Raw genomic sequence first — 26,552 nt, forward strand, 5'->3', positions numbered from 1 at the left:
AGCCACTCAACAAAAGTGGCTACTTTTTCGATTTGACTATCCCACTTTCAACTGCAAATAAAAAACCTGTGCAAGCTCTAGATTAGCTGTCTCCATAGCTTTTTTCTCCTTTTTTATTGCTGAAAATGGCTATTTTAAGTTGAAGAAGGCAGGAGGCAGGAGGTCAATTACAGGGGATTCTGACAAGAACAGTAATTTTAGACCGCTAAATCTACGATTTAGCGGGGATCTTAAACCCAAGTTAGCAAGGCAAAAAGGCAAAATTTAAAACTTATTCTTTCCTCCAGCAAGAACTGCCCTCTGCCTTCTGCCTTGCCGGAGGCAGATAAATCTATCTTTGTAAGTCTATTTGTTGTGTTTGAGATTTAGCTAATATTTTATCAATTTGAGTATTAACATCCTCAAAAGTTTGCAATATCTGTGGAGTTAGTTTATTAGTCTGCACTTGACCAGATTGTAAGTTTAAAATTACCTCTCCATTTTTCTGCGAAATAGTTAAATCTCTCTGCTGGGTATTGAAAGCCAAGTCATAAATCTTTCCTAGAACTTGAATGCCATTTTCATCAGACTTACCCCAGACCATGCCAATTCTTTGAGCAATTTGAGTCAGCCGACTAATTCCTTCAAGCTCAAATGTATCTTTCTTCATTATTGTCAACGCTTCGGCTGATAATTGCTCACCAGCTTTAAACCCATTAGCCACTTCTACAATGCGTTTTTTGTAATTTTCCGACTTCCCTAACTTATCGGCGGCATTATACCAATTTCTCAAGTCATCAATAGTAACTGTCGGGTATTTCTCTACACCTAAAGGTTCGGTTTTCACATTATTACTAATGTCTGGTGTAGAAGGAGTAGTGGAGAGTAATGGAGTTATAGATTGGTTAGGTGGGGATTGTGCTGTTTGTTCTGGTGGTTTCAAAAACTGCGGTCGTGTGGCAAGGGAGCTAACTTTTTGCTGATAGTCACTATCCGTTTCAATCACAGCCCCGAATTTCTTGGTCATGCTCGACAAAGTTTTGGCAGGGATGGAGCTATCAACCAAGTTAAATACCGCTAGACCTTTTTTAGTTTCCCTGATAACATCTTCTGTTGGTACTTGCTGACATTCAACTTTTTGAGCAGTTAACCATTTAGTCACAGTATCAGCTTTCTGGTTGTCAACAGCCAAGCCCATGACTCCAAGTTTTTTGTTTGATTGGGTAGAAAATAAGAAAGTGGGACGCTCTTTAATATGATGTAGAATTTTCGCACTACTATCAATCATTTCCTGTTGTTGGCGGTTAACCGATTGAGTCTCAAAAACTTGGAATTCTTTCGTCCATTTCTGGGGATATTCAACGGTCTTAGGGTCTATTTGAGCGCAAATAACAGAAAAATTACTTTCAATAATAGCGGGTGCTGGGGTAAGTTGTCCGGTTTTGAGTAGCCCAAGTTGTCTGAGCGCGTCTTTGTCTTTCTTGAAATGTAATACCCCCAAGGCTTCACCATTCAAAAACACAGCATCTCTAGTTTTAGAAGCTGAGGTTTCGATACTCAGTTTTCGGTAATCTTGATCATTGAATGTCTGACCAGAAAAATCATAGAAGTTAATTTTATTAATTTTGAGGAGATTTCCATTGGGAGACTCACCCAGGACAAAAGCTTGATCTCCTGTCTCAGAGATTGACGTGAGCTTTAATTTTAGGGGATTACCATTTTTGAGATAATTAATTTCTTTTAACTGTTGGGCAGAATCACTGTCTAACTCACCCAAAGTCAAAGCATCAATTTTGATTTTTACTGTTTTATCAGGAATCGGCACAGTGCCAAATTCTAAGTTTACGGGTTCGGCGTTAAAAACAAGTCCTGCATAAGAGAAGTTCTTGAGTTCACGGATAGTAATTTCAACCGGCTCGTTTCCTGGTAGTCCAATAGTTGCTTTGGCGGTGGCAGGTTCTACCCCAACCATACAAGAGAGCGCTTTCGTTCCAATGGGAAGCTGTGCAGTTCTGGTTTCGAACATGGCGAATTCCTTATATTCGCCATCACTATCCTGGACAAACATTAGTCTGGAAACGTGGCGTTCATGCCCCGGTGGGTGGTGACTAGCTCTGATTTCTATCGGGTGCTTTTCGTCTGGGTTCCACTTTCTACCCAAAAATTGATTTGCCTCATTATTTAGTGTGACTAACTTCGGTTCGGTAAATTGCAGTTGCTCCAGGCGAGAGATAATTTCATTGGGGAAAGCAGCAAAGGCGAAGTTAGATACTTTTTTAGCGATCGCCTGGGGGTTTGCGTTTTCTTTTCTTGCAACTTCAAGTTCATCCTGGCGAGATGCACAGATGTTCCAAGCGGCGGCGGATAGAGCAAGTTTTTCTGACTCTGGGATAGAAGCGTAAAATGCGAGAGCCGCCTCTTGTGCCTTGTCGAAAAGTAATTTAGTTTGGCTTCTAGTAAGTTCTGGTTTTAGTTCTAGGAGTTTAGCTCCCTGCATGGTCATCCCTGCCTTGAGGTTGTGGTCAGTCACAGATTGTTGGCTAACTGTCCCCAGGTTGCGGTAGGCGGGTTTTCCATTTTCCCCAATCTCACCATCTATCTGTGCAACCGCTAATAATTTATGGGGGCGTTCACTGTTTGTGAATTTAATCTCATCTAGGCGAATATTAAGTGTCTGGGCTTTCCAGATTAGGGGATGCCCGTAGCGGGTGAGGTTGGTAATTTCGAGTTGCGTTCCTGAATCCGTTTGAACAATTGCGCTAGGGCCAGACTCTGTTTCTCGCCGCCTTGAGGCACGAACCGCAGCGTTGAATTTCAGATCAAACTCGTATTTAGCAGCGATCGCTGCGAATTTTTGCTGTGGTGTAAATTCTACTCCTTTGAATAAGTCTTTAAACTGGACTATGGGACGCGATTCTAACTGTGATTCTTGGAAATATTTATTGGTTTGGCTAATCAATAATTCTACTGGTGAGTAGCCCTTTGGTGTTATCTCCGTGCTTAAATAAACTGACGAAGATTTCTTATCTTTAATATAATTAACATCACGATACAAATAGCGGCTGTTTTCCCGGATTTTATCCATTTCAGGTTTTTTAGCACTTTTGAATAAATCAACTGCTATTTGGTTTTGATAACACCCCTCACCAATCATTTCTCGGTACATCAGGCGGTTAACATCCATCGCCTGCTGAATAATCTCCGGCGTTCTGTTAGGATTCTCTGCTAGAGCTACAACAGATTGCATGAAAGGTTTGTACTCTGGTCTAATTGGTTTGGGCTTCTCGCCATATTCCTGTTCAAATAAACTTTGATAATGGCTAGATACTTGCTCTAAATATTCTGATTTTTGTTCTAAAGTCCCATAAGTGTTTAGTACCTCAATTTCTGATTCTAATGCTTCCAGTGCCGTCACTTGATTGTTGATTATGCCCACGCTGATGCTATCGCTCATGTGGATAGCAATTTTTTCAAATGGGGGCTGGCTTCCATCGGTGGGATCATAAAATGATTGTTTTTTGAGCTTAACCGTGGGCGAATAGGCGTTTTGAGGAAAATTTCTTCGCTCTGCCTCTGCTGTTAAATTGGGATATAAGCTAGCTCTTGCTACACCAATGCAGTCACCATCGTAGTCTCGTGCTTGGCGTTCTGATTCGGTTTCTGCTGGGTCGATAAAATCAACATCAACCCCTCGTGCTTCTAACTCTGTAATTCTTTGCTGTATGCGCTTGTGGTCTTCGTCATTGACTACAATTATGCCTTCTAATGGTTCACCATCTGGAGCAAGACGGTCTAAAACGTGTTTATTGGTAGAGACACACAAACCATTAGAGTTGAGGAAAGGAGAGCGAAAGTTTAATACTTTTTCCTTTTCATCCATCCAAGAGACACAGATTTCACCATTTTTCAGTTCTTTAGATGGGATAATCATTCCTCGGTCAAAAGTTAAGGTTCTCCCAAGCGCTATATCTCTCCACTCACTTTGGACAAATTTACTCAGCTCTTGTTTGACTTTTTCAGTTTCCAAAAGCTGATTATGTCCCCCAACCAAATCAGCCTTTATGAGTTTATACATTAAAAAATCATCTTTTGGGGATTCATTATTTTCATCGCTTGTCTCATATTCTCCATCAGCATCATTCGATGTTACTAGTTCTAATTGTTTAGCTAATGAGCCATTATTAGCAGATGCAAAAGTAATTTGTTTTTCTAAAGATGCTTTCTGTGACTCGGTGAAAGCCTTACGCTTTTCGTATTTCTCACAGTAAAGTTGTGCAACAATCCTTGGGTCATCCTGATTTTCGGCTAGCTTTTGAGCCTGTGCCTCTAGCTCCTCAGCGAAATCTTTGATCCCTTGGGGAAATGATGCCAGCAGTTGTGATATGGCAGTATGACCTCGCTGTGACTGCGATTTTTCACCTAACCAAATTTTTTGTTGATATAGCCCTGGTTTAATTTGGGGTTTACTAGCACCATTGGGGTTATCTTTGTCTGTACCTTTAAAACTAGATATGGGAATGATTAAGTCGATTTTTGGTGTATTTTCTTGCCAAGACAACTCTTCTAGTTTAAATGGTCGTAGAGTTCCTTTACCAAAACGGTATTTAGTATCTTGTCCATCGCCTTCTCTCCAACCAAAGCGATGCTGAATTACTCGATAACTTTTATCTTTATGTTCTTTTATTTTAGTTAATTTAACATAAGCTTCATTTGAAATCTGTCCATAACAGTCTCCCACTAATTTAAAAGCATCTTGGTCTTTAATAAATCCTCCATTTTCTCCCGTACTATCATCTATAACTAAAATATTTAATCGTTCATTAATTGAATTTTTACAAGCACCTAAAAAAATTGAACCGTAAGCACCTCTATCTTTTCTATCGGGGCATAATTTATCAATTACTTCTAAGCATTCTGGAGAACCATACAGGAGCCTGGTTTTAGAAGATAATAAAATAATATGTCCCTCTGGGTGATTTTGTAAATCTTCTGGCTTACTATATTCATCAATATGTCCGAAAGAAAACTCTTGACCAGGAAAGTATGATTCTAATAAAGTATTGTCTATTTTCTCAGTTAAAATTGAATTAGGATTATTTTTGTCTCCGTCATTATGAATCCATTGATTCAACCTGGTATCAAAGTGTTTGAATTCTAGAGTCATACATCTATTTAAATTTGGAAAATTTCTTGGGGGGGGTAAATATGTCAAGATTAAAACGTTGGTTAAACATGAACCAAGAAAAAGTCAGTGAAGATGGTTCTTTAAAACCAGAGTATCTTCAGAAATTAATTGCTGATAATATGCGTCCTGAAATGATCAATAAACACGCTCAAATTTTGAAGGATAGGTATCTTGAGTTAAAACATCTAGACGAAACCGACCCAGAATCTTGGATTCTCTACACGGCATACGACTTCTTCACCCCAATAGAGAAAACACAGTTCAACCCTGACGGTTCTCTTAGGAAGGAATACTTTGAATCTGAGTTTAAAAAGGGTACAAGCCTTGGGTGGCTAGAAGAAATGGAACGTCGCAAGAAAATCGAGGTTGATAATTACAATAAAGTGTCTGCCGATCACATAGAACAAGGCATCAACTTTGGTGCATGGTTGATGAGAGGAAGGATTGGAAACAGCAGAACATACGGACAACGTCGGCAGCAGATGGAGCAAGACCTGCGTAACTTTGAGGATGTTGACAGTTTGCCTTTCGACAAGGACACAGCATATTAGGCTCACCGAAGCAGAGCGAGTGATAATATAAGCTGAAAGCATTGGTAGGGTCGAGGTGTGCATTACTGCATCACCCCTCCCATTCGGAACCGTGCGTGCAACTTTCACTGCACACGGCTACTCAGTGTGTTATCCATTTGTCAAATCGGACTCCCTGACCTTTTGACCTATGAAAAATGGAATGTCGTTAATCCACTCCCAATCAAATTTATTCCAAAATTGAGAAAGTTTCTCTCGGAATTTGGAGCGGTCTTTCTTCCGTATTTCTTTTAGGTCAAGTGCGGTCTTTTCGTCGTGACAATGCCGATGTAATAATTGCAGATTTTTATACTCATCCTTGCCTCTTAATGCTCTGGGGATTTTGTGATCTACTTCTAAAACATCCCATTCTTGGAAGCTTAACCCGCACCAAGGACACTTACCCTTTTGAAGTTTTAGCAACTTAGCCTTACGATTAGGCATTTGGGGGTGTATCCCTAGTCTTTTACTCCAGTAAACTGTGTCGCCATCGTAGGGGCTTTTATCGCCTTTAACTTTTACATAGTCAGTGCTACTGCAAGAAAACTCACTATGATTAAGTAACCGGAAGGGGTTCGCTGTCCCTTGCCTGGTTGCGAATACCCAGTTATTACCGCCAATGGAAGTCCAATATTTGATGTGTCCATCATTAATGTTTCCACAGCGACGTTTTGCCCATCGTCGAAGTTTCAGGTAGGTGAGGTTATCTTGTTTTGCAAATTCTCCGATTGTTTTGGCATCGGAATGTGAGTAAAAGGAAGTCCATCCCCTTATAACAGGGGTAAGGTCTTTTATGAGAGCCGCTTGTGGCGATGACCTATGTTTTGTGATAATTCTTCCGATTTCCTCAGCGTGAACCTTACTCGCCTTCGCGGATGGGATGATAAGGGTGTTAAAGCCTAATAATTCTCCGTAGCGATTTTTACTGCTTCGGTATTTCCCGGCAGGGTATTGTTGGATGTGATGACCTAAGAAATCAAATCCTGCCACACCATCCTCACTTAATTCTTGTTTAAATGTGTGGGTTAGCCGAGTTTTTTCAGGCTTTAATTCAAGTCCAATGCCCGATAGCCATTCCGAGGTAATTTCTCGGCATCTTTGGACAACGGCTTTATTCTCATGGAGAATCACAAAATCATCTGCGTAACGGATGATGTTAGGAGTTTTAAATTCAACCCCTTTTTGGTGAAACCAGGTTTTCCTCCCCGTGTGGGACATTTCTGGAAATTCCTGTTTTATCCGTTGTTCTAAGCCGTGGAGGGCTATGTTTGCCAAGAGTGGTGAAATAACACCGCCTTGCGGCGTACCCTCAGATGTGGCAGTAAATGCTCCTTTGTCTATTACCCCGGATTTTAACCAAGCTTTAATTTGTTGCCTGACCTTACCCTTGATGTTCAACTTTTGGAGCAGTGCTTCATGGTTGATGCGGTCAAAACATTTGGCTATATCCGCGTCTAGCACGTATTTTGCCTTGCCTTGAATACAGATTTTAATCTGTCTTATCGCATCGTGGCATGACCTTCCCGGTCTAAAACCATAGGAATTTGGCTCGAACACCGCCTCCCATTCTGGCTCAAGTGCAGCTTTTAATACAGCTTGTAGTGCGCGGTCATACATTGTGGGTATTCCTAATGGGCGTTTTTCTTCTATTCCTGGTTTTGGAATCCATACTCTACGGGTAGGTTTGGATTTGCCAGTAAGTTTTAATTGCCCTGCCAGTTCAAGACGTGCTTTTTGGAGCAGTGATTTAATACCGTCCACACCTGCCGTCTTTTTACCTTGGTTATCTTGTGTAACCCGTCGTACCGCTAACACCCTATTAGACCAAGACCTCATCAGCATCTTTTGGAGTTTACGGCATTGCTTGACATCACCTCGGCGGGAAGCAGCATAGATGCGTTTTTGCAACTTGAAAACATATCTTTCGGCTCGTCGCCATTTGATTGTTTTCCATCCCTCGGTATTCATTACTAAATCCGAATTAGGCTTATTCATAGCTAATGTTACCTCTAGCTTTCCCACACTGCGGCTCACGTCAGCTTATCCTGGAAGTTACGCCATCCCTTTTAAGGCATTACCCGTTAATTCGGGTTAGGCATTTGCTTCTTGAGTCATCCTGCGCCTTCATGCCTTATGGCTGATGCCTACCTGTTACCAATTTCAGGAGAACATGAAGGGTTGTTTCGTTCCCAATATCCATCATTGAGCCTTTAGGGTGTGTCTATCCATCGAGGTTATGAGTGGTGCGCTATCACGGTCGGATAATCCTGATAGTCTCTACCTTTGTCGGTTATTTCCAACCCAAGAGGTGTGGTATTTAACCACTAGCTTATTACCCTTGGCAGCGCTTAACGGTGGTTCAAACGACACTTTGCCTGTTCTACCCATAGACTCTTGCTTGCAGTAGACGCTTTCAGCTATTACCGCCTATTCCTGCTTTCACCCCCGCTTTACACCTTTGATAATCAGTCTTGGATGTAGGGGCTACCAATACAAATTGGTAGTTTGTGTGCTTTTAATCCCGCACCGGGATAGTAGGACTTGGTGTATTTTGATTGGGTTATAATTCAAGTTGGTAACTTCAATCTTTCCCTTTTTTCTTCTAGCTTTCTTAGCTGCTGGCTCGGCTAGATTTCCTCACCTATATGGATATTGAGTTGTCATTGGTTGAGGATTAAAGTGCGAACTCTACCCTGGAATGGGTTACTCAACCAAAGCCAGCCGTCCTCCTTTTCAGGTTTTGACTGAACGAATCGCACATCAAACAGCGCTTTCAGCTTTTTAGTGGCATCCTTTTACATCCGCAATTGCTCCCCTTGTACTGAGCGTAGCCGAAGTATTGCGACTGGGCAAAAAAGCGAATTGTTTGGTTAATTGGCTTGCTGTTCTATAGCTGGAGGGATTACCCGAGACGATCGCACAACTGACTTGTTGGAAGCGGCAGCAAGGAACGCAAACATCCCTAAAATAGCAAAAGACGTAATAATCACTTGCTGTAGGGAGGTAAATACTGACCTTTCTTTTTCCTTTTGGACAGTAATGCGATTGAGCTTTTGCTGAAATGCCGACAAATATAGATAATTCAAAACTTGTTCACACAAGGCAGGGTCTTCACCTATTTGTACTTTTTGGCACAGGAGAATTTCTAGATGCTCTTGGCGGCGATCGCTTGTAGATAAATCTTTTTCATCCCACAGTTTTACTTGGATTGTATTGGTGGGTTTATCAATACCTAATAAAGTCATAAATATGGCCTCATTTAATTGTTGGGTTAGTTGAGGGAACAGGTGTAATCGATTACGTCAATTACACCCTACTGTGCTTTTTGAAAAATGGAACTCATATCTAACTTAAGAAGTTTAAATATGCTTTCAAAAAAGAACTAGCAACTTGAGTACTGAAAAAATCAAAACTCAGGTTGCTAGTAAAGTTTGAGAATGTATGCTATATTTCCCAGTCAAAATCTTCAGTTGGAGATGGAGATAAAACCTGTGCCTTGGGTGGTGGCTGGGGTGTATCCGGCTGCAATGGGTTCGTCCCATCCTGAAATAATTCTTGTGCCAGAGTCCGCCCATCGCCGTCAATGTCACTACTCAAGAAATACTCCAAAACCTGCGGTGTAGCACCATCAATTGCTGCTTGTGCTAGTAGAGATTTGATGAATTGGGGAGATGCTTCACTATCAGCTAGTACCTTCAAGGTTTGCTCGGCATCTTGGATGGTCATTTTGGAGATATCTTTAACTCCAGCTTCTTCCCAGACATCGCCAAAATACTGACGATATTGCTGATTGAAGTCTTGCTCTTGGGCAAAGCGGGCTAATTCTTGTACTTGTAATTGTGTCGTCTTTGACATATCAGTTGACCATTGTTTGAATTCAAAATTCAAAATTCAAAATTATGTTAGGAAGAATAAGAATAATTTTAAATTAATTAATTCACTATTTCTTGCCTCCGATGAATTTTATTCAGTGGTCTACAAGACGCGACGCTCGAAGACTCGCTAACGCGGAAAGCGAGTCCGCGTTGCTATCAGTGGGGGGTTCAAGTCCCCGATGATTGTCTAAAATGTTTGAATTAATAATTTTGAATTTTGAATTCCCCAGAGGGGTTGACTAAGGTTAATTGTTCGCGTTTATTGTTTGACCCAACCATCTTGCGCGAGTCAATTGAGGCTAAATATACTCCCTTTTTTCTAGGATTTGGATATATGCTTCAATGGTTTTGAACAGTACTGCGGTGTTGAAACAGACTCTGTGATTGGTAAGAGCGATCGCCTGCGGAGGGAAACACCATTCAAAGCCAAACCCTTACATTTATTGGCTTTGGCAATGTTAGACAGACATTCTGTCTAACATCAGACAGCATTAGTCGCAACAGTTGTCGTACAAATGCAAACTAGTCTAAATCCCTTGGCCAAGCCCCGTTGGGGCGGGGTGTGGGGTGTAGGGTGTGGGGTTGCAGGTTGGAAATAGCCCCAACAACCTTCTTCGTTACAAGCCCTGTCTTTTCACTCTGGTTTGCATTGGTCGGAGTTCCAATCTCAGTCCAATGCCGTCTTCACTACACCCAACACCCTATTTTTGGCTAGTAGTGATATAACCGTTCCTTTGCCAAATCTCCGTGTCTGGTTTAGAACTATTGAATGGTTGAACATAATAATCAGGAACTAGGGGTTTGTCTTGGCGGTCATAGCTAAATTCATGATCCAAAAACTTGATATGGCTAATATGGGATGCCCAAGCATCGGCTATCCTATCACCTAATCCCATTGTGTCTAAATATTTAGGTAGTTCCATTCCGCCATTCCAACAAATGGGGATGCCTTCACAATCAAAATGTTCGGTTAGCTCTTGGCGTATAAAGGATGCTGTCCCACCACAAACTAAAATTTCATCCATTTGAGCAATATTTCTCAACCAGCGCCATAAAGCACGGCAGTACTCTTTACGAACTATCGGTAAAATCCGCCAAAACAACTCCATATCAGCATTGATTTCTTCGATTTTAGTTTTGCGCGATAGAAACCGCAGTGCATCAAAATTGTTATTCGTGGTTTCGGCTAAGGCTGAAATTAGGCGTAAGTCATCTTTTGATAAACCTACAGCAGTACGTTCTACAAACTGATGCACCACCCAATTCATCCCTAAATCTGTAGATTCAGCTTTTATTGCATTGCCCTTATGCGACAGAATAAAACTGGCATTACGATAGCCTAACATCAGCATTCCTATACTTTTTTGGAAATAGTTTGTGTTGACGTTGCGACTGCGATATGCCATGATACCCGCCCCTTCTGGACTGACATCAAAGCTACGTAATTTTGCTTTTAACCTGACTGTTGGCGTGATTATTCCTGTTTTTAAGTTCTGTGCTAGTTTTGCTCTGAGCGTTTGCCCATCCGATGCTTCTCCCACTGGCAACAACAAATGTACGTATAGCTCTATATCTGGGTTTTTCACTCCCAGCCGCCGAATTGCCAACCATAACATAGCTGCTACTTTCGGTAAGGCATATTGATACTTCAAATCTCTAATGGCTGATGTCCCCGCGAACATACTTCTGGCTAATGCTCCCAAGACATAGTATTCTTCCCCAATTCCTATCCACACCGTCGTATCTTGTACAAGTTGATTTGACAAATATTCTATTGACTCTACCCCTAAATCCGCTATTTCTGGTTCCATTGCTAAAACTATTGGAACCCCATCTGGATAAATCTGTGCTATCCCCTTCTGAGAACTTGTCCCTAAATCAATAGTTATCGCAACTTTTGTGTAGTCTTTAGAATTATTCTTTTTATTCATCTTCAGCCCCCGTTTTGTTTGTCCCAGCCAAACATCCGCTTAATGTCGGTCATCTCTTGATAGTTTTGCGAGGAAAGAAATTCATCGTCATCGTCATCTTCTTCATCGTCTTCATCAGTAGAGCTTATCTGCTGATCTGCGGAAATAATTCCTAAGATAGATGGACTATCCGATGCCACTATGTCTGATGCTTGCATTGATGTATTTGAGGTCACTACTAGCGGGTCTGGTACTATCCCACAAATTCTCCGAATTACACTAATTTGCGCTTCTAACTGGCCTATTGCCCAAATGCCAATCTGCCTTAATTCTTCTCCCCTCAGTCCTGAAGAAAACAAGGCAAGAGGTAGCCAGTGGTTTTTTAGCGTTGCTGTTATAACTTGCGAATAATCTGCTTCTAAACCAAATGGATTTGACCTTATGTAGCCAACCACTTTTCCATCTAAACTATCTTTTGGGCGCTTAATCGAAACTCTTATTTGTTCTATCTCTGCCATATTTTATGCTTCTCACAGAGGTAATGCAGGTCTTAGAAATGTCAGAATTCAGGAGGACTGAATTCAGGAGTCAGAATTCATGAGTCTGAACAGTAGAAGAATTAGAAACTCATTTGACTCATAAATCTACTTGCAATATCAAACCTTTTATAAATTCTGACTTCTGACTCACCTCGGCTGCGCTCGGCGACCACCTGAGTGCTGAATTCTTACTTAAAAATTATGACACTTTATTTTTAATGCTGCTGAACTTTATTTTTCTTAAAATTTAGTTTCAATAGTTTTCGCCTTGAGGGATTTCAATTTCACTTTTTTTATCTATGAAGTAATCTTGAAGAAGAATTCAGAAGTCAGAATTCAGAAGTCAGAATTCATGAGTGGGAAATTCAGATCCACCACTTATTAAAGACCCTAAATCTCTAATTTAATGGAGGACTTAAACCCGTTTATTCATCTGCCACTCGTACAGAATTCAATTCTGAATTCTGGCTCCTGACTCCTGACTCCTGTTCGTTGAAGTGCTTAAATTTTATTTCTACTTGTTCATTTAATCATTTTCTTTAGACTTCATAACGCAATTCCTTCAAAATATTGAATCTACACTATTTAAGTCGGGTTTATTTTCTTTTTCAGTACGCTTTTAGTAAAAATAAATACTATGAATTTGGACGGCCAAAAGGACAAGAAATGCCGTTTTCTGTCCCCTTGGCCGTCCTCACACAAGCCCGAATTGGAAATATCTAGATTTCATGACTTTCGTTTGGACGGCCAAGGGGACAAGAAATGCCGTTTTCTGTCCCCTTGGCCGTCCACTCTTTTTGCATTTTTTCTCTTGAAAGTCTTATCATTAATCAGTTACAGCCACTTTTTTGCCATGTTTTTATTCTCAATAAGCTTGGGTCTTATTGAGAATACGTACTACAAGCTTGTTGATTTTGCACTACAAAAACTCCCAAAAATTCTGAATTGGCTTTGAAAACCTTGAGTAATTCTCAAAAAAATTCTGTGAGCAGCCCATTAATTCTCATTAATCAAGAGTTATTGACAGGTAAACAGCCCGAAAGCCTTGCTATTGCGTGGTTTTTTAGTCCAAATCACAGAAAGTCGGATGTTATCTACTTAGGCTAAAATTGTGTCAACAGTGACTATGCTACTAAGGGAATCTTGGGCATAGCGGGAGAATTGCCTGTGAAATGCTGTAGGGCGGCTTAAAATAGTCGTACCTACTACGGTTATTTACCCATTTTCGCATTTGAGCGATTTGGCTTTAAAAAAGGCGTGAAATCGAGAAAAAACAGCAATAATTTGAGTAATATTTGTTTCTCAGTCAGTCAGCCCAAAAACTTGTATTTCCAAATTTTAGCGTAAAGAAAAAATGGCATACGCGATCGCGCGACTAAAAAAATTAAAGCGGGGTAACATATCAGGGAGTGCATCTCACACCGCGCGAGAAAGAGAAACCCCTAATGCAGATCCCACTCAAAAAAATATTCGGTTCATCGGTAGCCTCAACCCAGAGGAACGACTAGAGGATTTAGTCTTAGCCAAAATTGCCGAGCATGAACAAAGACGAAAGATTCGCACTGATGCGGTGTACTGCGTGGAGTTACTGTTGAGTGCATCGCCCAGTTATTTCCGTCCCGACTGCCCCACCCAAGCCGGTTACTATGAACCACAAAAGTTGGATGATTGGCTAGAAGCGACTCACCAGTGGTTAGCGGATGAATATGGATCTCGCATTGTCCGCGCCGAGTTACACCTGGATGAAGCCACACCCCATATTCACGCTTATTTTGTCCCCCTTGATGATCAGGGGCAGCTACGGTGCAATCATTTCTTTGACGGGCGGCAGAAGATCCAACAATTTCAGGATTCGTACTACCAGACAATGCGGCTAATTGGACTAGAGCGGGGTATCAAGGGAAGTAGAGCGCAGCACCAGAACATCAAGGACTTTTACCGCATTGTGGAGGAGGGGCGCGACTTAGAAGTTGATCAGCTAAGTGCAGACCAATTGAAGGCTAAAGCTGCCGACCGGGACAGGGCGAATCACCGTAAGCAAGAGATGGAAGCTACAGCCAAAGCTCTAGCTCTTGAAAATGAACAGTTACGGCGACAAATTGCACAATTAGAGCAAGATAATCAACAATTACAAAAGCTTACCGAGTGGTCAACTGATTTAGCTTTGGATGATGTTGCTTGGGAATTGGGACTGTGGCGTAAAGGGAATGAATGGGTAGGAGGAAACCACATCATTAATATAGATGCCTCTCAATTTACTGACTTTGGCAATGGTTCCTCGTTAGGGGGTAATAGTGCTATCGATTTAGTCAAGCACGTTAATCAATGCAACCAAGCAACTGCGATCGCATGGCTGGGGGAGAGATTTGGTGAAGTCGGCGCAAAACGTGCAGCTCAGGCTCATGCTCAAAAAGTTGCGGCTGACATTATCCAAACTCAACCAGCACCCCAATTCACCCCACCCGTTGAGGATAAAGCTAACTGGTCAGGCGTTGAACATTACCTCAAACAGAAACGAAGCATACCTGATGATTGCGTACAAATGTTACATAACCAGGGGCTAGTTTATGCCGACTCAAAAGCAAATGTAGTGTTTGTGATGCGGGATCTCAACGGAAAGACCAAAGGAGCATTTTTAGAAGGTACAACCAATAAATTCTCTGGATATGAGTTAGGTACAGTTCGCCGTGATAGCTGGTTTTACTTTACTTTGGGGAAAAAGCCTAGCGAACAAACTAGCACTGCTGTACTGTCTGACTCTCCTATTGATGCCATTTCAGTAGCCATGCTGGAATATCAGGTTAAAGGAATACCAGAAAACAGAACAGTTTACATGGCAGTAGATGACACTTCAAATTTACCTGTTGAAAGATTACGTAATGTGACTCATGTACAGGTAGCTTTTAGTCAACCAACAGTGGCACAGGCTGTTAAACAACTACTGCCACACTCGAAGTTACTCAAGTGCGAAACTGGGGATTGGAATACGCAGTTAGTCAATTTCTCTCGTCAATTACAACAACGACACTCACAACAAAACAATCAAGAATTAGAACTATAGTTATTCTAAAAGTCAAGCTACTCTAGTACCGATTTTTTCAGTACTCAAGTAGCTAGTAAAGAGATTTAGCTATCAATAATATTGGGGTGAAATTTAGCTAAAACCTTAATGAATAATGAGTTAATCAAGCAAGTATTTGGATTAATTAAGCTTAACAATAAGCTGATTGCTGTCGAGTCTCCATTGCAAGAGAGGATCAGCCTGCTCATCAATCTAGCTAGTGAATGCCTTCGCCTGGACATTAACTGTTACCTGTGGGTGCTGGAAGATGATGCGCTACACCAATTATCTACTAATGAGGAGGGATTAAGTTTAAAAACTGTTGACCAGTATCAGGCGATCATCAAAAGCAGGCGCGAACATTACTTTGAAATTCTGCGGTTTTGGAAAACTACTGATTTATCAGGAATTCTGATACTAGAAGGTATATTCCCCTGGCTGGGGTCAGCTACCACTGACCCCGATTTCTTTCTGACTTCCGAGTGGATTAAGTCAGCCCTCATTAACCTGAAGCTGTGCAATCACTCTTACAACAAGACAGCGATTCTCTTAGGGTCAAACGCCACTGTGTCATCTGACATTGCCCCCGAAGTTCCCACCATTGTGCAACAACTGCCAGCTATAGAGGAAATAAGCAGTTACTTAGCTCAAGTATTACCTGATTACAGCCGCAGCGATATTCATGCGACAGCGATCGCCGGCTTAGGCATGTACTTGGCAGACATTGACTATGGAATTAGACAGGCGATTGCAAATCATGAAATTACACCGGATGAGTTAGTAGAAAAACTGTCCGCTTACAAAATCGAACTGTTTAAGCGAATTTATAATATTCAATTTCTCCAACCGCCTAGCACTCCTATCGGGGGGCTGGAACTGATGCAGGAGGCATTTAAAACTTATAAGCGGTTATTAACAACACTGGCGAAAGCGTATAATCTGCGCTTACCCAAGGGGATTTTACTAATCGGCCCACCGGGTACAGGAAAATCTTACTCGGCTAAAGCTTGTTCGGCACAATTGGGGCTACCTCTGATTATCTTGGAGTGGGGGAATTTCCGCAGCTACGGCAATCTTGCTGAATATAAGCTCAAGAATTTACTCGCACTCGTAGACCGAATTAACCGTGTAATCCTGTATTTGGACGACTTCGACAAAGGATTTGCTGGGGATGATGATTTATCCAAGCGCTTGGCGGGGATGTTGCTGACCTGGATGCAAGAGCGTACTAGTGAGGTTTTAATTATCGCTTCTGCCAATAACATTGAATGGCTACCACCAGAGCTAACCAGAAGTGGGCGCTTTGACGAGATTTTCAAGGTGGATCTCCCAAACTATGGCGAACGGCACGAAATATTCAAAATTCACTTAGCCCGTTTCGATCCTCGTTTCCACGATCGGGGCGATGGGTACAGCGAAGAAGAATGGAAAAGGTTACTCAAAGCTACACAGCGATGTGTGGGGGCGGAGATTCAAGCCATTGTAGAACGCGCCGCCGTCTTTAGTTTCTGTGAAATGTTTGGTGATGATGTTGCACCAGCTAGCGAACTGCCATCACTTGAGATTACATTATCGGCATTGCTGGCTGCAAGGCAGAGTATGAATCCTCTGTCCATCCGTGAAGCTGACCGAGTTGAAAGTATGCGTAACATTGCGGCTTTGCAAGGTCAACCATCTAGCCCTATCGATTCATCTATATATAGTCTCGGCAATGTTGATATTTTTGGATGATCATGAAAACTTTAAAGATTAATTCCGAAAAGGATTTATACGTTGCTGCTTTCAAGTTACTGAATATACTAGGCCCTGTTGCTGGAGTATCAATTATTATTGGCACTGTAGCGATCGGTTACGTCCAAACTCGTCCCCAAGATTTACCAGTTACGCACATTCTCACGAAAGGCGATCGCACATTTAACCTCTCAGTCGCCTCTACACCAGAGCAATTAGAGAAAGGGCTGAAATTTCGAGCATCCTTAAACAGCGATCGCGGAATGTTATTCAACCTGGGAGGAGAAATTTACAACGTGCCTTTCTGGATGTACAACGTAAATTTTCCATTAGACATCTTTTATCTTAAGGACAATGTGGTGACAACTGCGATTTACAATGCCGAACCGTGTCACAAAACCCCTTGTCCCATCTACAAGGGGAAAGTTGCCGATCAAGTGCTAGAGCTTGTCCGTGGCGCTGCCAATATCAAAGTAGGGGACAAGCTCAACATTCAACCGTTATCAGTTTTGCCTAAGAATAATATCAGTGTTGACAGAGGCAATTCTTTGAGAACCAAAAATAATCGCTAGTAATTTTATAACGTATTTTTTAAAAATCAAGAAACTATAGTACTGAAAAAAACAGTACCTAAATAGCTTCATGTCTTGAATCAAATATGGCAATCTATTTATGGGAAGAATATGGACATATTGGGAATTTGATCACCCTTTGGGTAGCATGGTGCGGGTAATCTCTACCCCATTAGGGCTAGAGATATTTGCCGAAGATGTGTTCAACATCGTTGCAGCAGAACTAAATAATGAAAAGGTAGTACTGATGAATATTCACAGTCAAGAACGTTATGTAGTTATTCAAGAAGAGGTAGTAAAAATAAAAACTTTAAATTTTACAGCCATCAATAGCTTGAAGACGATTGTAAAAGCGGACTTGATTAATAATTTTTTGCATTGGGTAAGAATTACAATCCGACCGATATTTCAAAAACAGTATCTATGAAGAGGGGGAAAGGGGAAAGGGGAAAGGGAAACAGTAACTTAAAAGCTCTTGTTTCAAATAAAGACGCTAATTTTTTATCGCACTACGTGTCTCAAAAATCTTCTTTTTTTTGCTCTCCAGATTTAAAAACAGGGGCTTTATACCTTGTGGGGAAAAGTTCTAAATTCTGTGCCCTTTCCCGTTCCCCTTTTCCCCTTCTTAGTAAAAAATAATAAATATCAAAAGGAATCAAAGAAAATGACATTTCACATTGAAGAAAACGACCAAAATATGAGTAGCACTTTGCCAGAAATAAGCACTAGTAACACAGAGCCAACTAAGCCGTTGTCTAACGATACGACAGAAACAGTCCCTATTAATACAAACCCTAAGAATTTAGCAACCACAGACAATAATGGAAATAACAACAATAAAAATAATCCCCAACAACTAAGAAGATTAGTAATGGTGACAGGAGATAAAGGAGGTGTTGGTAAGTCAACGTTTGCGAGAGGATTAGCGCAAACTTACATCGATAACGCAGTAAAATTTGTTGGGTTAGACGCAGATAATTCTAATCCACACTTGATCAGATTTTATGAAAAAGCTGCAAACATTCATCGTTTAGATATATCTAACTCAGATAAATTAGATGAATTTGTAGATAATTTAAAAGAATTAGTGTATCCAAAATCAAATGAATCTGGGAAAAATCAAGATGAACAATCTTTAATACTACTAGAAACGCCATCACAATTTCTGCCAACTTTAAAAATTTTAATAACCGAGATGGGGTTTTTAGATGTAATAAATAATAAATGTAAGATGCAGGTGACGATAGTAGTAGTTATTAGCACAATAATTGATTGTATAAATCAACTACTAGAACTATATAGTTTTTGCGGCGTTCGTGTTGATTATGTAATAGTAAAAAACTTGTTTTACGGAGAGACAGAACAATTTACTTTTTATGATAGTTCAAAAGAAATAAAAGCAATTGAACAGCAAGCAAAAGCAACAGGGCATGATTTCACAAGTATAAATATGCCAAAACTAGCGAAAAAATCCTACGATTATTTAGATGTTAAAAATCTGACATTTAGACAAGGACTTGAACAAGATGAATATCCGTCTGTATTTGGTAGAGTCTTAAGCTGGCTGAACAATTTTAAAGGGCAAATAAAGCCAAAAAAAGATTTATTTGGCATAGAGAAGATTTTATCTGAATAGGAATAAATATGTCAAAGAGAATGATTATAACTGTAGGAGATGCGCGGGTGGGTAAGTCTACAGTTATCAAGCTATTGCTAGAAATGTTAGCCCAACAAGGAAAACGGATAAAGGTTTATAACCAAGAATCATTCCCTGTATTTCAGGCTTATGAACAATTAGCAACCATTAAAAAGTTTAATTTATCAAATGACGATGCTGATGCAATAACAGATGACTTAAATCATCCTGAGCTAGATGTGATGATTGTTGATATGCCCGGACAAGATATTGAAAAAATAATTCAATATATCGAGAGTGCTAGCTTATTTGAGGTTGTAGTAAAATTTGGTTGGAATTTAACATTTCTTCAACCTATTTCTCACAGGGAAGACTGTATATATTACTTAAATGAAATCATCCAGAACGCGACCAATAACGCTAACTACGTGGTGGTGAAAAATTACCATTTTGCGCCAGAATTTAGAGAATATGAGGAAAATATACGGAAGAAGCTGTTAATAATAGGAGGGACAGAAGTAGAATTAATGGCTCTACATCGTCATCATTATCAAGCGATGGAAAAGACTGGTAAACCATATTCACAAGTTTGTCAGGATCTATCAATAATTTTATTTTGGAGAAGCTTCATTTTTCAGTGGATTAAAAAGTTTCGTGATTCAGTGATGAATAATAATTTGGCTATTAAATATCTAGGGCTTGATTGATGACACTACAAGACACATTACAAGGCTACTCCCCATCAGAACAAAAACGCATAGTTGAAGGGGCATATCAACTAGGAATTACGCCAGACGATCCAACGTTTAGGATGATGGCGACACTGGGCAGATATGAAGAAACGATGATAGACCTCCAGGCAAGAATGGAGGCAATGATAGAAGCGTGGGCAGCACTGATAGACCAAAAACTGGAGAAGACAAGCAAACAAGCCGAGTCAATGCATTATACAGTTGTCTCTAGTGCCGTGCGTGATGAGATCAAAAAAATCAAGCCCATCGGCACAGGTATGAAAGTGCAGGGAGGCTGGGGATTGGGAACAGTATCTCTTGTGTGTGGATTAGTAGCGGCTGGCAGTACCTTGTTGGGTTCCTTGACAACGTGGAATGTTGTTTCAAACTTAGGAACAAATCAGTCAGTAGTAGTTTCACGTAACGAGATCAAGATTCTCCAATGGGCAAAATCCCAAGAGGGGAAACAGATGTATCAAATCATCTTAAAAAATCAAGCAGCAATTGAAGCCTGTCAAACACAGCAGAGTAAAACCCAAGGCTATTGTTTAATTCAAGTGAGTAAGTAGCTAACCTACTTTCAGGTAATCTTGTTCGATGTATCCAAGTTTACTAGCTTCAATCAGAGCATTGACGCGATCCCTGACATCTAACTTAGCAAAAATCTTGTTAATATGGCCTTTGACGGTACTTTCAGTAATAAATAACTGCTCGGCAATCAGCTTATTAGAAAAACCAGCTGCCATCAAAGAGATAATTTGCATCTCAGTGGCGCTAAGATGATCTTGGTAAGTCTTCCCCTTAATTTTCTGCTGGAAAAAAAAATTATGTCGGCTAATATCAGGGTCAAAAAAAGACTTGCTATCGTAGAAGGTGGTTTTAATTGCTTCTAAAATCAGGGGAACATTATTCTTCTTGAGAATGTAAGAATCAGCCCCTACATTTAAAGCAGACTGGACAATACTCTGAGAATAATGAGAAGAAAGAACAACAATCTTAATGTTGCTTGTATTGGCTTTGATTTGTTTAATGACTTCGACCCCAGAGACATCAGGCAAGCCAATATCTACTAATACCACATCAGGAGTTAACTCTTCAACTAGTTTAACTCCTTCATTCCCAGTCCGAGCAATCCCTACCATCTGCATATCTGGTTGTTGATTAATAGCAGTAGTTATTCCTAATCGGATTAGCTCCTCATCCTCAATAATTACTAATCGAATCATATAGGGCTTTAATTACTTCGGCTGTAAGATACTTAAATATTTATAACATAGTTATTGATATTAAGTATTTTACTTTTTGTGTATGTAATCATAAAATATAAGCAGGTAAGAAAAATTCTTGCTAAATAAATGAAAAAAGATTTTTAGTATTAAAACTTGCTTGTATAGAAAATCTTTGATGGTTAAAATAAAAATATTCTAAAATTGTAAGAATTCAGCACGGGCTAAACGCCCCGCTATCCATGTACAGGAGTCAGAAGTCAGAATTTATAAAAGGTTTGATATTCCAAGTACATTTATGGGTCAAATGAGTCCCTGATTCTTCTACTGTTCTGACTCCTGAATTCAGAAGGACTGAATTCTTACCTAAAATTTCTAAACATAATTAGCATTTATTCATAAAAGTAGCCAAAATAACAATCTTTCGCTGGTAGCATAGTTATGCAACAGGAAGTTTTAAGCAAACAGTTGGATTTCTCAGCCTTACTCCATGATGTGTCAAATTCTTTTAAAGGGGCATCGTTGATTGTAAACCAGTTAATTGATGGCGCTTATGGATACTCTCTAGAAGAAATCAGACCATTTCTGATAGCCCTACGGGATACTAATGACCGGGGTATGAGCTTGGTTGAAGCTAACAGAGTCTCTCAAGAAGCTAGACCAGTAACAGTAGCTCAGTTTGATATGTTAAGTTTTTTACAAAATAATTATTCTCGATTCAAACCAATAGCGCAGTATCATTCCTTGAATCTCCACTATGAAACACAAGTAACATACAAGCATGGAACGCAAGTACAAGGTGACAGCATAAGTATTGACAGAATGCTGTGTAATCTTGTGACAAATGCTATTAAGTACACCAAGCGAGGAGATATCTTTTTAAGGCTGCTCAATCAAGAAGATGATTTAATTGTTGAGATTGAAGATACCGGCTGTGGGATTGCCGCCGAACAAATTTCCAATATATTTATCCCGTTATGGCAATCGTCTACGGTGGAGCGTAGCTCATCGCCAAATAGCAATTTATTACATCAATCAGGGATGGGACTAGGACTGTACATCGCCTTATGTGTGGCTCATGCTCATGGTTTGAGGATAAGCGTAAACTCAGTAGTTAGACAAGGAACTAAATTCACCATTATATTTCCTTACAAAGATAACGGGGTTTATGGGATTGATGATAGGATGTTGCCCAAGTCACAGAGGTTACAAGATGCGTTACCTATATGATGTGAAACTTTGGGACAGGATTGAAACAGGAGTTGAATTTCTAATTTTTGTGGCTTTGATGATAGCGGCAATCATCAAACTGGGCCACAACGATTTTCTACAAGCATTGTTTTACATAGTATTAGCTGTCATCATCTCGCCCTGGTCACAATTCGAGCGGGTGACGAAGCGATATGTTTTAGTAAGTGCGTACATTCTTGGGTTGTTTGTCGGGTATTTTAGTTAGTCTAACTCTGGGCCGTCAGAAGATCGCTCGTTTTGTTGTTGCTGTGACGGTGGCTGTTGCTGTTGCTGTCTAATATCAAAGTTGATCAGCTTTTGTGTTTCTTGTGGTGAAAGGTGATTGTGTATTACCTTGTATTCTTCCTTAGCATCTACTTTATAAGCACTAAAAGCACTCTGATTATCACTTTTGCGCCAAACAGTCAGACGCTGCATACCTTCTTTCATCAACAAATTTAATCGATAAGCCATGCCTTCATAGACTCGACCGCCAATAGTATCTTGTCCCTTTGTGACTACAATATTCATCAGTGCAGGAATGAGAGACTTTTTAGCAACCTCATCATTTTCACTCTCAACCGATTTTGACTGTTGGCTGTCAACAAAAGGCAGTTTGCGCCCTTTAGTTTCTAATATCTGCTGCAAGAATGTCTTTTTCTTTTCATTGATCAAATCTTCAACTCTTGTTGAGTTATCTATATCAGGTGTTTCCTCGGATTTATTTAAACCAAATTTTTGAGCGTACTCTTGGTAGTATTTTTCCTTAAGGGATTGCCTGTAATCTTCAGTACTTTGAGCATTTTGGGACACAGATAAAGTATTTCTCACCTCACCAATAATATTTTCGCGCTGTGTGGGGTCTAGTGCGGGGGTTATTGACGGTGAAGGTGGGTGTTTCTCCATCATCAGCGCCAGTCTGTAGGCCATTTGGTTGTCAGAAAAGCCACTGTTGCGGTTGATGATAGTGATGGTTTGTGCCACTGAGCTAGATTGCATAGGTATTACAATTCTAATTCCTGTGAATTAGTAGTAGGTTGTTGCGGAGTGTGAGATTTTTGCAAATGTACTTCAACCTTGGGCGTATAGGTATTGTTAATAATCTGGCTACGAGTATTGAGCAAATCCTGAATCACATCACTCAAAGGAGGAAGTGAGATATTCGTTTGCCCTTTGTTGCGCTGCACGACTTGACTTTGAAGTAGAATTTTCTGGTAAAGTTCACGCTGTTCACCAACAGTTAATTTTCCAGTTTGCTGAATTTTAGATTGAAATTCTGAATGTCCTTGAGCTACAACCTCATTCCAAGAACTATCTTTTTCTAACTGCTCCCAATATTGTTTCAATATAGGATGCAGTGGTAGTACAACGTTATCTAACCCAGAAGAAAATTTGGGTCGTTTTGTTGGTTGTGATGGTGTTGTGGTTTTAGGTGTTGGTGTAGTTGAGCGTGATACAGCACTCTTGTTGTGTGATTGTGTTGTGCTATCAGTGCCATTCGGCGTAGATTGATATGGCTGCTGAGAATCTAAATTACGGGCAATTTCGGGATGAAGGGACAAGTCGAGATCGGGGGTGTGTGTCGGGTCGCCGAACAAGCCTTGATAATTAATGTGAAGTTTTTGAGCCAATAATCTTAACTTCTCCAAATCACCTTCAGTGATAGCCATCGCTTGGACTTGATGAGTCATACCAGTGTCAGTTTTCTCAAACTGAAAGCGAACAGCTTCCCTAGTAGTACCATTGTGTTCAGTTTTGAGTAATTGCAGAGTAGATGTATTGTCAGTGGTTTGCCGAAAAAGAATCCGGTAATTGCCCAAGATTAAATCGTCTTTCTCGAAGCTAGTAATAGTTTGTGTGAGAATTTTTAATACCTCGTTTTCTTTGAAACTTTCTAAAATATTGTGTGTGCCTTTAGGAGAGACTGAACCAACGACAGAGGCTATTTGGCGAGGGTCTTCATCAACAGAGGGCAATTCTTTACCAGCTTTGAGGTAGTCAGCCACTAACAAAAACTCCTGCCTTTCAATAGGCAGAATGTTAATTTGTTTTTCTATCCAAGTTTTTTGCTCATCCTCTATTTCTGTGTAAGAAAGTTTAATATTGCCTACGTGTCCCCATTTATCAGCTTGAAAAGTCATTAACTCTACATCGTCATGACGACGATAGATACTGTATTTATCAGCGCCATGATTCTTAATTACAAAAGCATCAGCATGGTAGATTTTGCTACTGGTCTGCTGTTGTTCATCTTTAGCCTCAACACCATATTTTTTTAACAAAGTATAAGCAGCAAAAGCTATTTGTTTATTCTCGCTAGCTGACAAGCGCTTTCTAAAAAAATTAGGCTCATAAAGTGTAACATTTTCTTTTTTAGCCCAAGAAGAACTAGTTACAGGAGTTTCAGTTGGCTGGGCTGGCTCAGGGGCAACATCTATATGAATAATGTCTGAATCAATAACTTTTATATCTATAATTTGTGAACCAAGGTCAATAGATGGTTGACGACGATTCTTGTGAAATACATTCATGTTTGGTTCTAATTCGGGAGCATCTGTCACAGTAGAGTCTCCTTTTTGTTGAGCAATTGTTTTGACTGTGCCATCTTTGAGCTTGATAGTAAAACGTAAACTATCAAGTTGATTTTGATGCCATGACTCTAGAGATATAGCCCCGGCAGATAGCTTTTCAAAACTTTCTCCTCCCTGTGCCACTATAAAATCATCTACACCTTTGTGTGGGCCTGGCAGCGTTACTACCTTCACGACAGAACCAAATTCTTGCAATAAGTTTCCTGTCTGACAAATATCTCTTTGGATATTGAGCTTAGTTTCAGGCTTCGTTTCATAATCAAAGCAGATTTTGATTTCTCTACTAGGTGTAGCGAAAACAGCTAACTCTTCTGCCAGATAGGAATCACCAATTTTCTTGCCCCACTCGTTTTTAGGTGAGCGATAGCCGGAGGAAATTCCCGGTAGTCCGATGGCTGCGTAACCTTGGCTTAACAGACTGGCTGCTTTTTTGGCCCCCTCGGTAATGGTGATGGGAATGTTATGTTTACACACACAATACCAAAAACCACTCAAGCGATCGCTATCGGTGGGGTTTACTCCAGCCTTTGAGTAAATATTTTGGGCAATAACGAGCGGAACATTTAGCAGGAAAATACTCAATTCTACCGATGGTGGATGCTCATATTTGACGAATTTCCCTTCAACCACCACATATTTACCATCTTTTTTTACGGTTTTGGGTCTGGGGCGATTTGGCTTATAACATCCCCATTCTTTAACTTGAGGTTGCTCACCAGGGTTAAGATTAGCAAATGTGCGCGGGTCTACTCCTGAATTACACCACCAACCACCCGCATCTAAGTTGGAATAGAGTTCTAGAAGCCTAATGGACAGGCTACCTGTATTTGTACGTGAGAGTTTGTCGCTGATCATGAGCCGTTCCCAAGCTTCATGTTCGCCACCGACATAGCTAAAATGAAGACTAGAGAAGTTGAGATGTGCAATCTCTCCTGAGATCGCACTGCCTACTACTAGCTCGTGCCAATGTTGTGGATCAATATGTTCTGGGTGAGCCGGGATATCTTGAGTATTTTGTGGGTTAAGTTTTTCACTACTGATTGGGATTTTCTGGTCGCTAATCAACTCTACTGTTAAATGCTCATCGCCAATTTCATGAGAATTAATCACTTCACTCTGCTCATAGTCTTCATGAATGTCATTCTTTTGCACAACATCTTCTTCTAAAATGGAGGAATTATCTACAATAAGAGCAAATGATATATCTTTGATTTCACCTGCATCCGTGACGGAATCATTTCTGTTTGTAAAATATTGATATTCCAGAGTATTATTGCTTTCAACTTGTATACTTAAAAAGTCAACGACTGTACCCGAAGGAGGAAGGTTTTTGGGAAAATTCGGGTTGGGTAAAACTGGAGGTAAATCAGGATCAGGAGGAAAATTCGGTGGTGTTATATCATTACTACCGGGGAGAAGTTTAGGCAATAAATATGCCAACATCTCTTCTACTTGTTCTATTTCCTCATCTGTTACACCTTCAAAGTTACCTTTAGACCATTTCCAACCACCATCCTCATCAGGAGTAAGGAAATAAGTTTCTTCTCCTATTTCAATTCGACATTTTAAATCAATAGCTGATTCTATTGATTTATAAATAAACTCTCCTAAAGGATAAATAAAAGCTCTAATAAAATGCTGACTAGCTCTAGCGTAAGCGGAAGTGAGTTGTAGATGTCGTTCATCAAACATATTTTTTGTTAATTATTTATTTATA

At 40.2% G+C, this 26,552-nt stretch carries 19 protein-coding genes; 10 read left to right on the forward strand and 9 right to left on the reverse strand.

Annotation, left to right across the window (positions count from 1 at the left end; all coding sequences use genetic code 11):
* Positions 1-331: 331 nt before the first annotated feature.
* On the reverse strand, positions 332-5,143 hold the full coding sequence (locus tag LC653_RS12915; RefSeq protein ID WP_229494855.1) for a hypothetical protein: 4,812 nt from the start codon (positions 5,141-5,143) through the stop codon (positions 332-334).
* A 41-nt stretch (positions 5,144-5,184) separates the two neighbouring features.
* Here LC653_RS12915 and LC653_RS12920 point away from each other — a divergent pair, with 41 nt between their 5' ends.
* On the forward strand, positions 5,185-5,715 hold the full coding sequence (locus LC653_RS12920) for a hypothetical protein (RefSeq protein WP_229494856.1): 531 nt from the start codon (positions 5,185-5,187) through the stop codon (positions 5,713-5,715).
* Positions 5,716-5,844: 129 nt separating this feature from the next.
* Here LC653_RS12920 and ltrA read toward each other — a convergent pair whose 3' ends face one another.
* From ltrA to LC653_RS12935, 3 genes are all read right to left on the reverse strand, one after another.
* Entirely contained in the window at positions 5,845-7,728 is a 1,884-nt protein-coding gene (ltrA, locus tag LC653_RS12925) for a group II intron reverse transcriptase/maturase (RefSeq protein ID WP_229494857.1), read from the reverse strand.
* Positions 7,729-8,603: 875 nt separating this feature from the next.
* Positions 8,604-8,978 (reverse strand): hypothetical protein, encoded by a 375-nt coding sequence (locus LC653_RS12930; RefSeq protein ID WP_229494858.1) that lies wholly within the window; start codon positions 8,976-8,978, stop codon positions 8,604-8,606.
* 199 nt (positions 8,979-9,177) lie between these two features.
* Positions 9,178-9,588 carry a hypothetical protein gene (locus tag LC653_RS12935; protein WP_229494859.1) on the reverse strand — a complete coding sequence of 137 codons (411 nt, stop codon included), beginning with the start codon at positions 9,586-9,588 and terminating at the stop codon, positions 9,178-9,180.
* Between the two features lie 346 nt (positions 9,589-9,934).
* Between LC653_RS12935 and LC653_RS12940 the strand changes: the two genes are divergently transcribed.
* Positions 9,935-10,087 carry a hypothetical protein gene (locus LC653_RS12940; protein WP_229494860.1) on the forward strand — a complete coding sequence of 51 codons (153 nt, stop codon included), beginning with the start codon at positions 9,935-9,937 and terminating at the stop codon, positions 10,085-10,087.
* Between the two features lie 222 nt (positions 10,088-10,309).
* On the opposite strand, the gene LC653_RS12945 is transcribed toward LC653_RS12940, so the two are convergent.
* Together LC653_RS12945 and LC653_RS12950 are read right to left on the reverse strand one after the other, a co-directional pair.
* Positions 10,310-11,539 (reverse strand): ParM/StbA family protein, encoded by a 1,230-nt coding sequence (locus LC653_RS12945; protein ID WP_229494861.1) that lies wholly within the window; start codon positions 11,537-11,539, stop codon positions 10,310-10,312.
* 2 nt (positions 11,540-11,541) lie between these two features.
* Positions 11,542-12,036 carry a hypothetical protein gene (locus tag LC653_RS12950; protein WP_229494862.1) on the reverse strand — a complete coding sequence of 165 codons (495 nt, stop codon included), beginning with the start codon at positions 12,034-12,036 and terminating at the stop codon, positions 11,542-11,544.
* 1,375 nt (positions 12,037-13,411) lie between these two features.
* On the opposite strand from LC653_RS12950, the gene mobV reads away from it, so the two are divergent.
* The 7 genes from mobV (at position 13,412) to LC653_RS12985 (ending at position 20,357) form a co-directional block, all read left to right on the forward strand.
* On the forward strand, positions 13,412-15,118 hold the full coding sequence (mobV, locus tag LC653_RS12955) for a MobV family relaxase (RefSeq protein WP_229494863.1): 1,707 nt from the start codon (positions 13,412-13,414) through the stop codon (positions 15,116-15,118).
* Between the two features lie 108 nt (positions 15,119-15,226).
* Positions 15,227-16,849, forward strand: a complete 1,623-nt coding sequence (locus LC653_RS12960; protein WP_229494864.1) for an AAA family ATPase — start codon at positions 15,227-15,229, stop codon at positions 16,847-16,849.
* A 2-nt stretch (positions 16,850-16,851) separates the two neighbouring features.
* A complete protein-coding gene (locus LC653_RS12965) occupies positions 16,852-17,421 on the forward strand; it encodes a DUF192 domain-containing protein (RefSeq protein ID WP_229494865.1) in 570 nt (189 codons plus the stop codon).
* A gap of 100 nt (positions 17,422-17,521) precedes the next feature.
* A complete protein-coding gene (locus tag LC653_RS12970) occupies positions 17,522-17,848 on the forward strand; it encodes a hypothetical protein (RefSeq protein WP_229494866.1) in 327 nt (108 codons plus the stop codon).
* A gap of 168 nt (positions 17,849-18,016) precedes the next feature.
* Positions 18,017-19,057, forward strand: a complete 1,041-nt coding sequence (locus tag LC653_RS12975; protein ID WP_229494867.1) for a nucleotide-binding protein — start codon at positions 18,017-18,019, stop codon at positions 19,055-19,057.
* An 8-nt stretch (positions 19,058-19,065) separates the two neighbouring features.
* Entirely contained in the window at positions 19,066-19,764 is a 699-nt protein-coding gene (locus LC653_RS12980; RefSeq protein WP_229494868.1) for a hypothetical protein, read from the forward strand.
* A complete protein-coding gene (locus tag LC653_RS12985; RefSeq protein WP_229494869.1) occupies positions 19,764-20,357 on the forward strand; it encodes a DUF6753 family protein in 594 nt (197 codons plus the stop codon). Before LC653_RS12980 ends, LC653_RS12985 begins: the two co-directional genes overlap by 1 nt.
* Here the strand turns inward: LC653_RS12985 and LC653_RS12990 are convergent, their stop codons facing one another.
* A complete protein-coding gene (locus LC653_RS12990) occupies positions 20,358-21,014 on the reverse strand; it encodes a response regulator transcription factor (protein ID WP_229494870.1) in 657 nt (218 codons plus the stop codon).
* 441 nt (positions 21,015-21,455) lie between these two features.
* On the opposite strand from LC653_RS12990, the gene LC653_RS12995 reads away from it, so the two are divergent.
* On the forward strand, positions 21,456-22,244 hold the full coding sequence (locus tag LC653_RS12995; protein ID WP_229494871.1) for a sensor histidine kinase: 789 nt from the start codon (positions 21,456-21,458) through the stop codon (positions 22,242-22,244).
* Between the two features lie 222 nt (positions 22,245-22,466).
* Here LC653_RS12995 and LC653_RS13000 read toward each other — a convergent pair whose 3' ends face one another.
* Positions 22,467-23,243 carry a hypothetical protein gene (locus tag LC653_RS13000; RefSeq protein WP_229494872.1) on the reverse strand — a complete coding sequence of 259 codons (777 nt, stop codon included), beginning with the start codon at positions 23,241-23,243 and terminating at the stop codon, positions 22,467-22,469.
* Between the two features lie 5 nt (positions 23,244-23,248).
* Positions 23,249-26,527, reverse strand: coding sequence for a DUF3854 domain-containing protein (locus tag LC653_RS13005; RefSeq protein WP_229494873.1), 3,279 nt, complete (start codon positions 26,525-26,527; stop codon positions 23,249-23,251).
* Between the last annotated feature and the right edge of the window lie 25 nt (positions 26,528-26,552).

The sequence above is a fragment of the Nostoc mirabile CHAB5784 genome, assembly GCF_020829645.1.
Lineage (GTDB): Bacteria > Cyanobacteriota > Cyanobacteriia > Cyanobacteriales > Nostocaceae > Nostoc > Nostoc mirabile.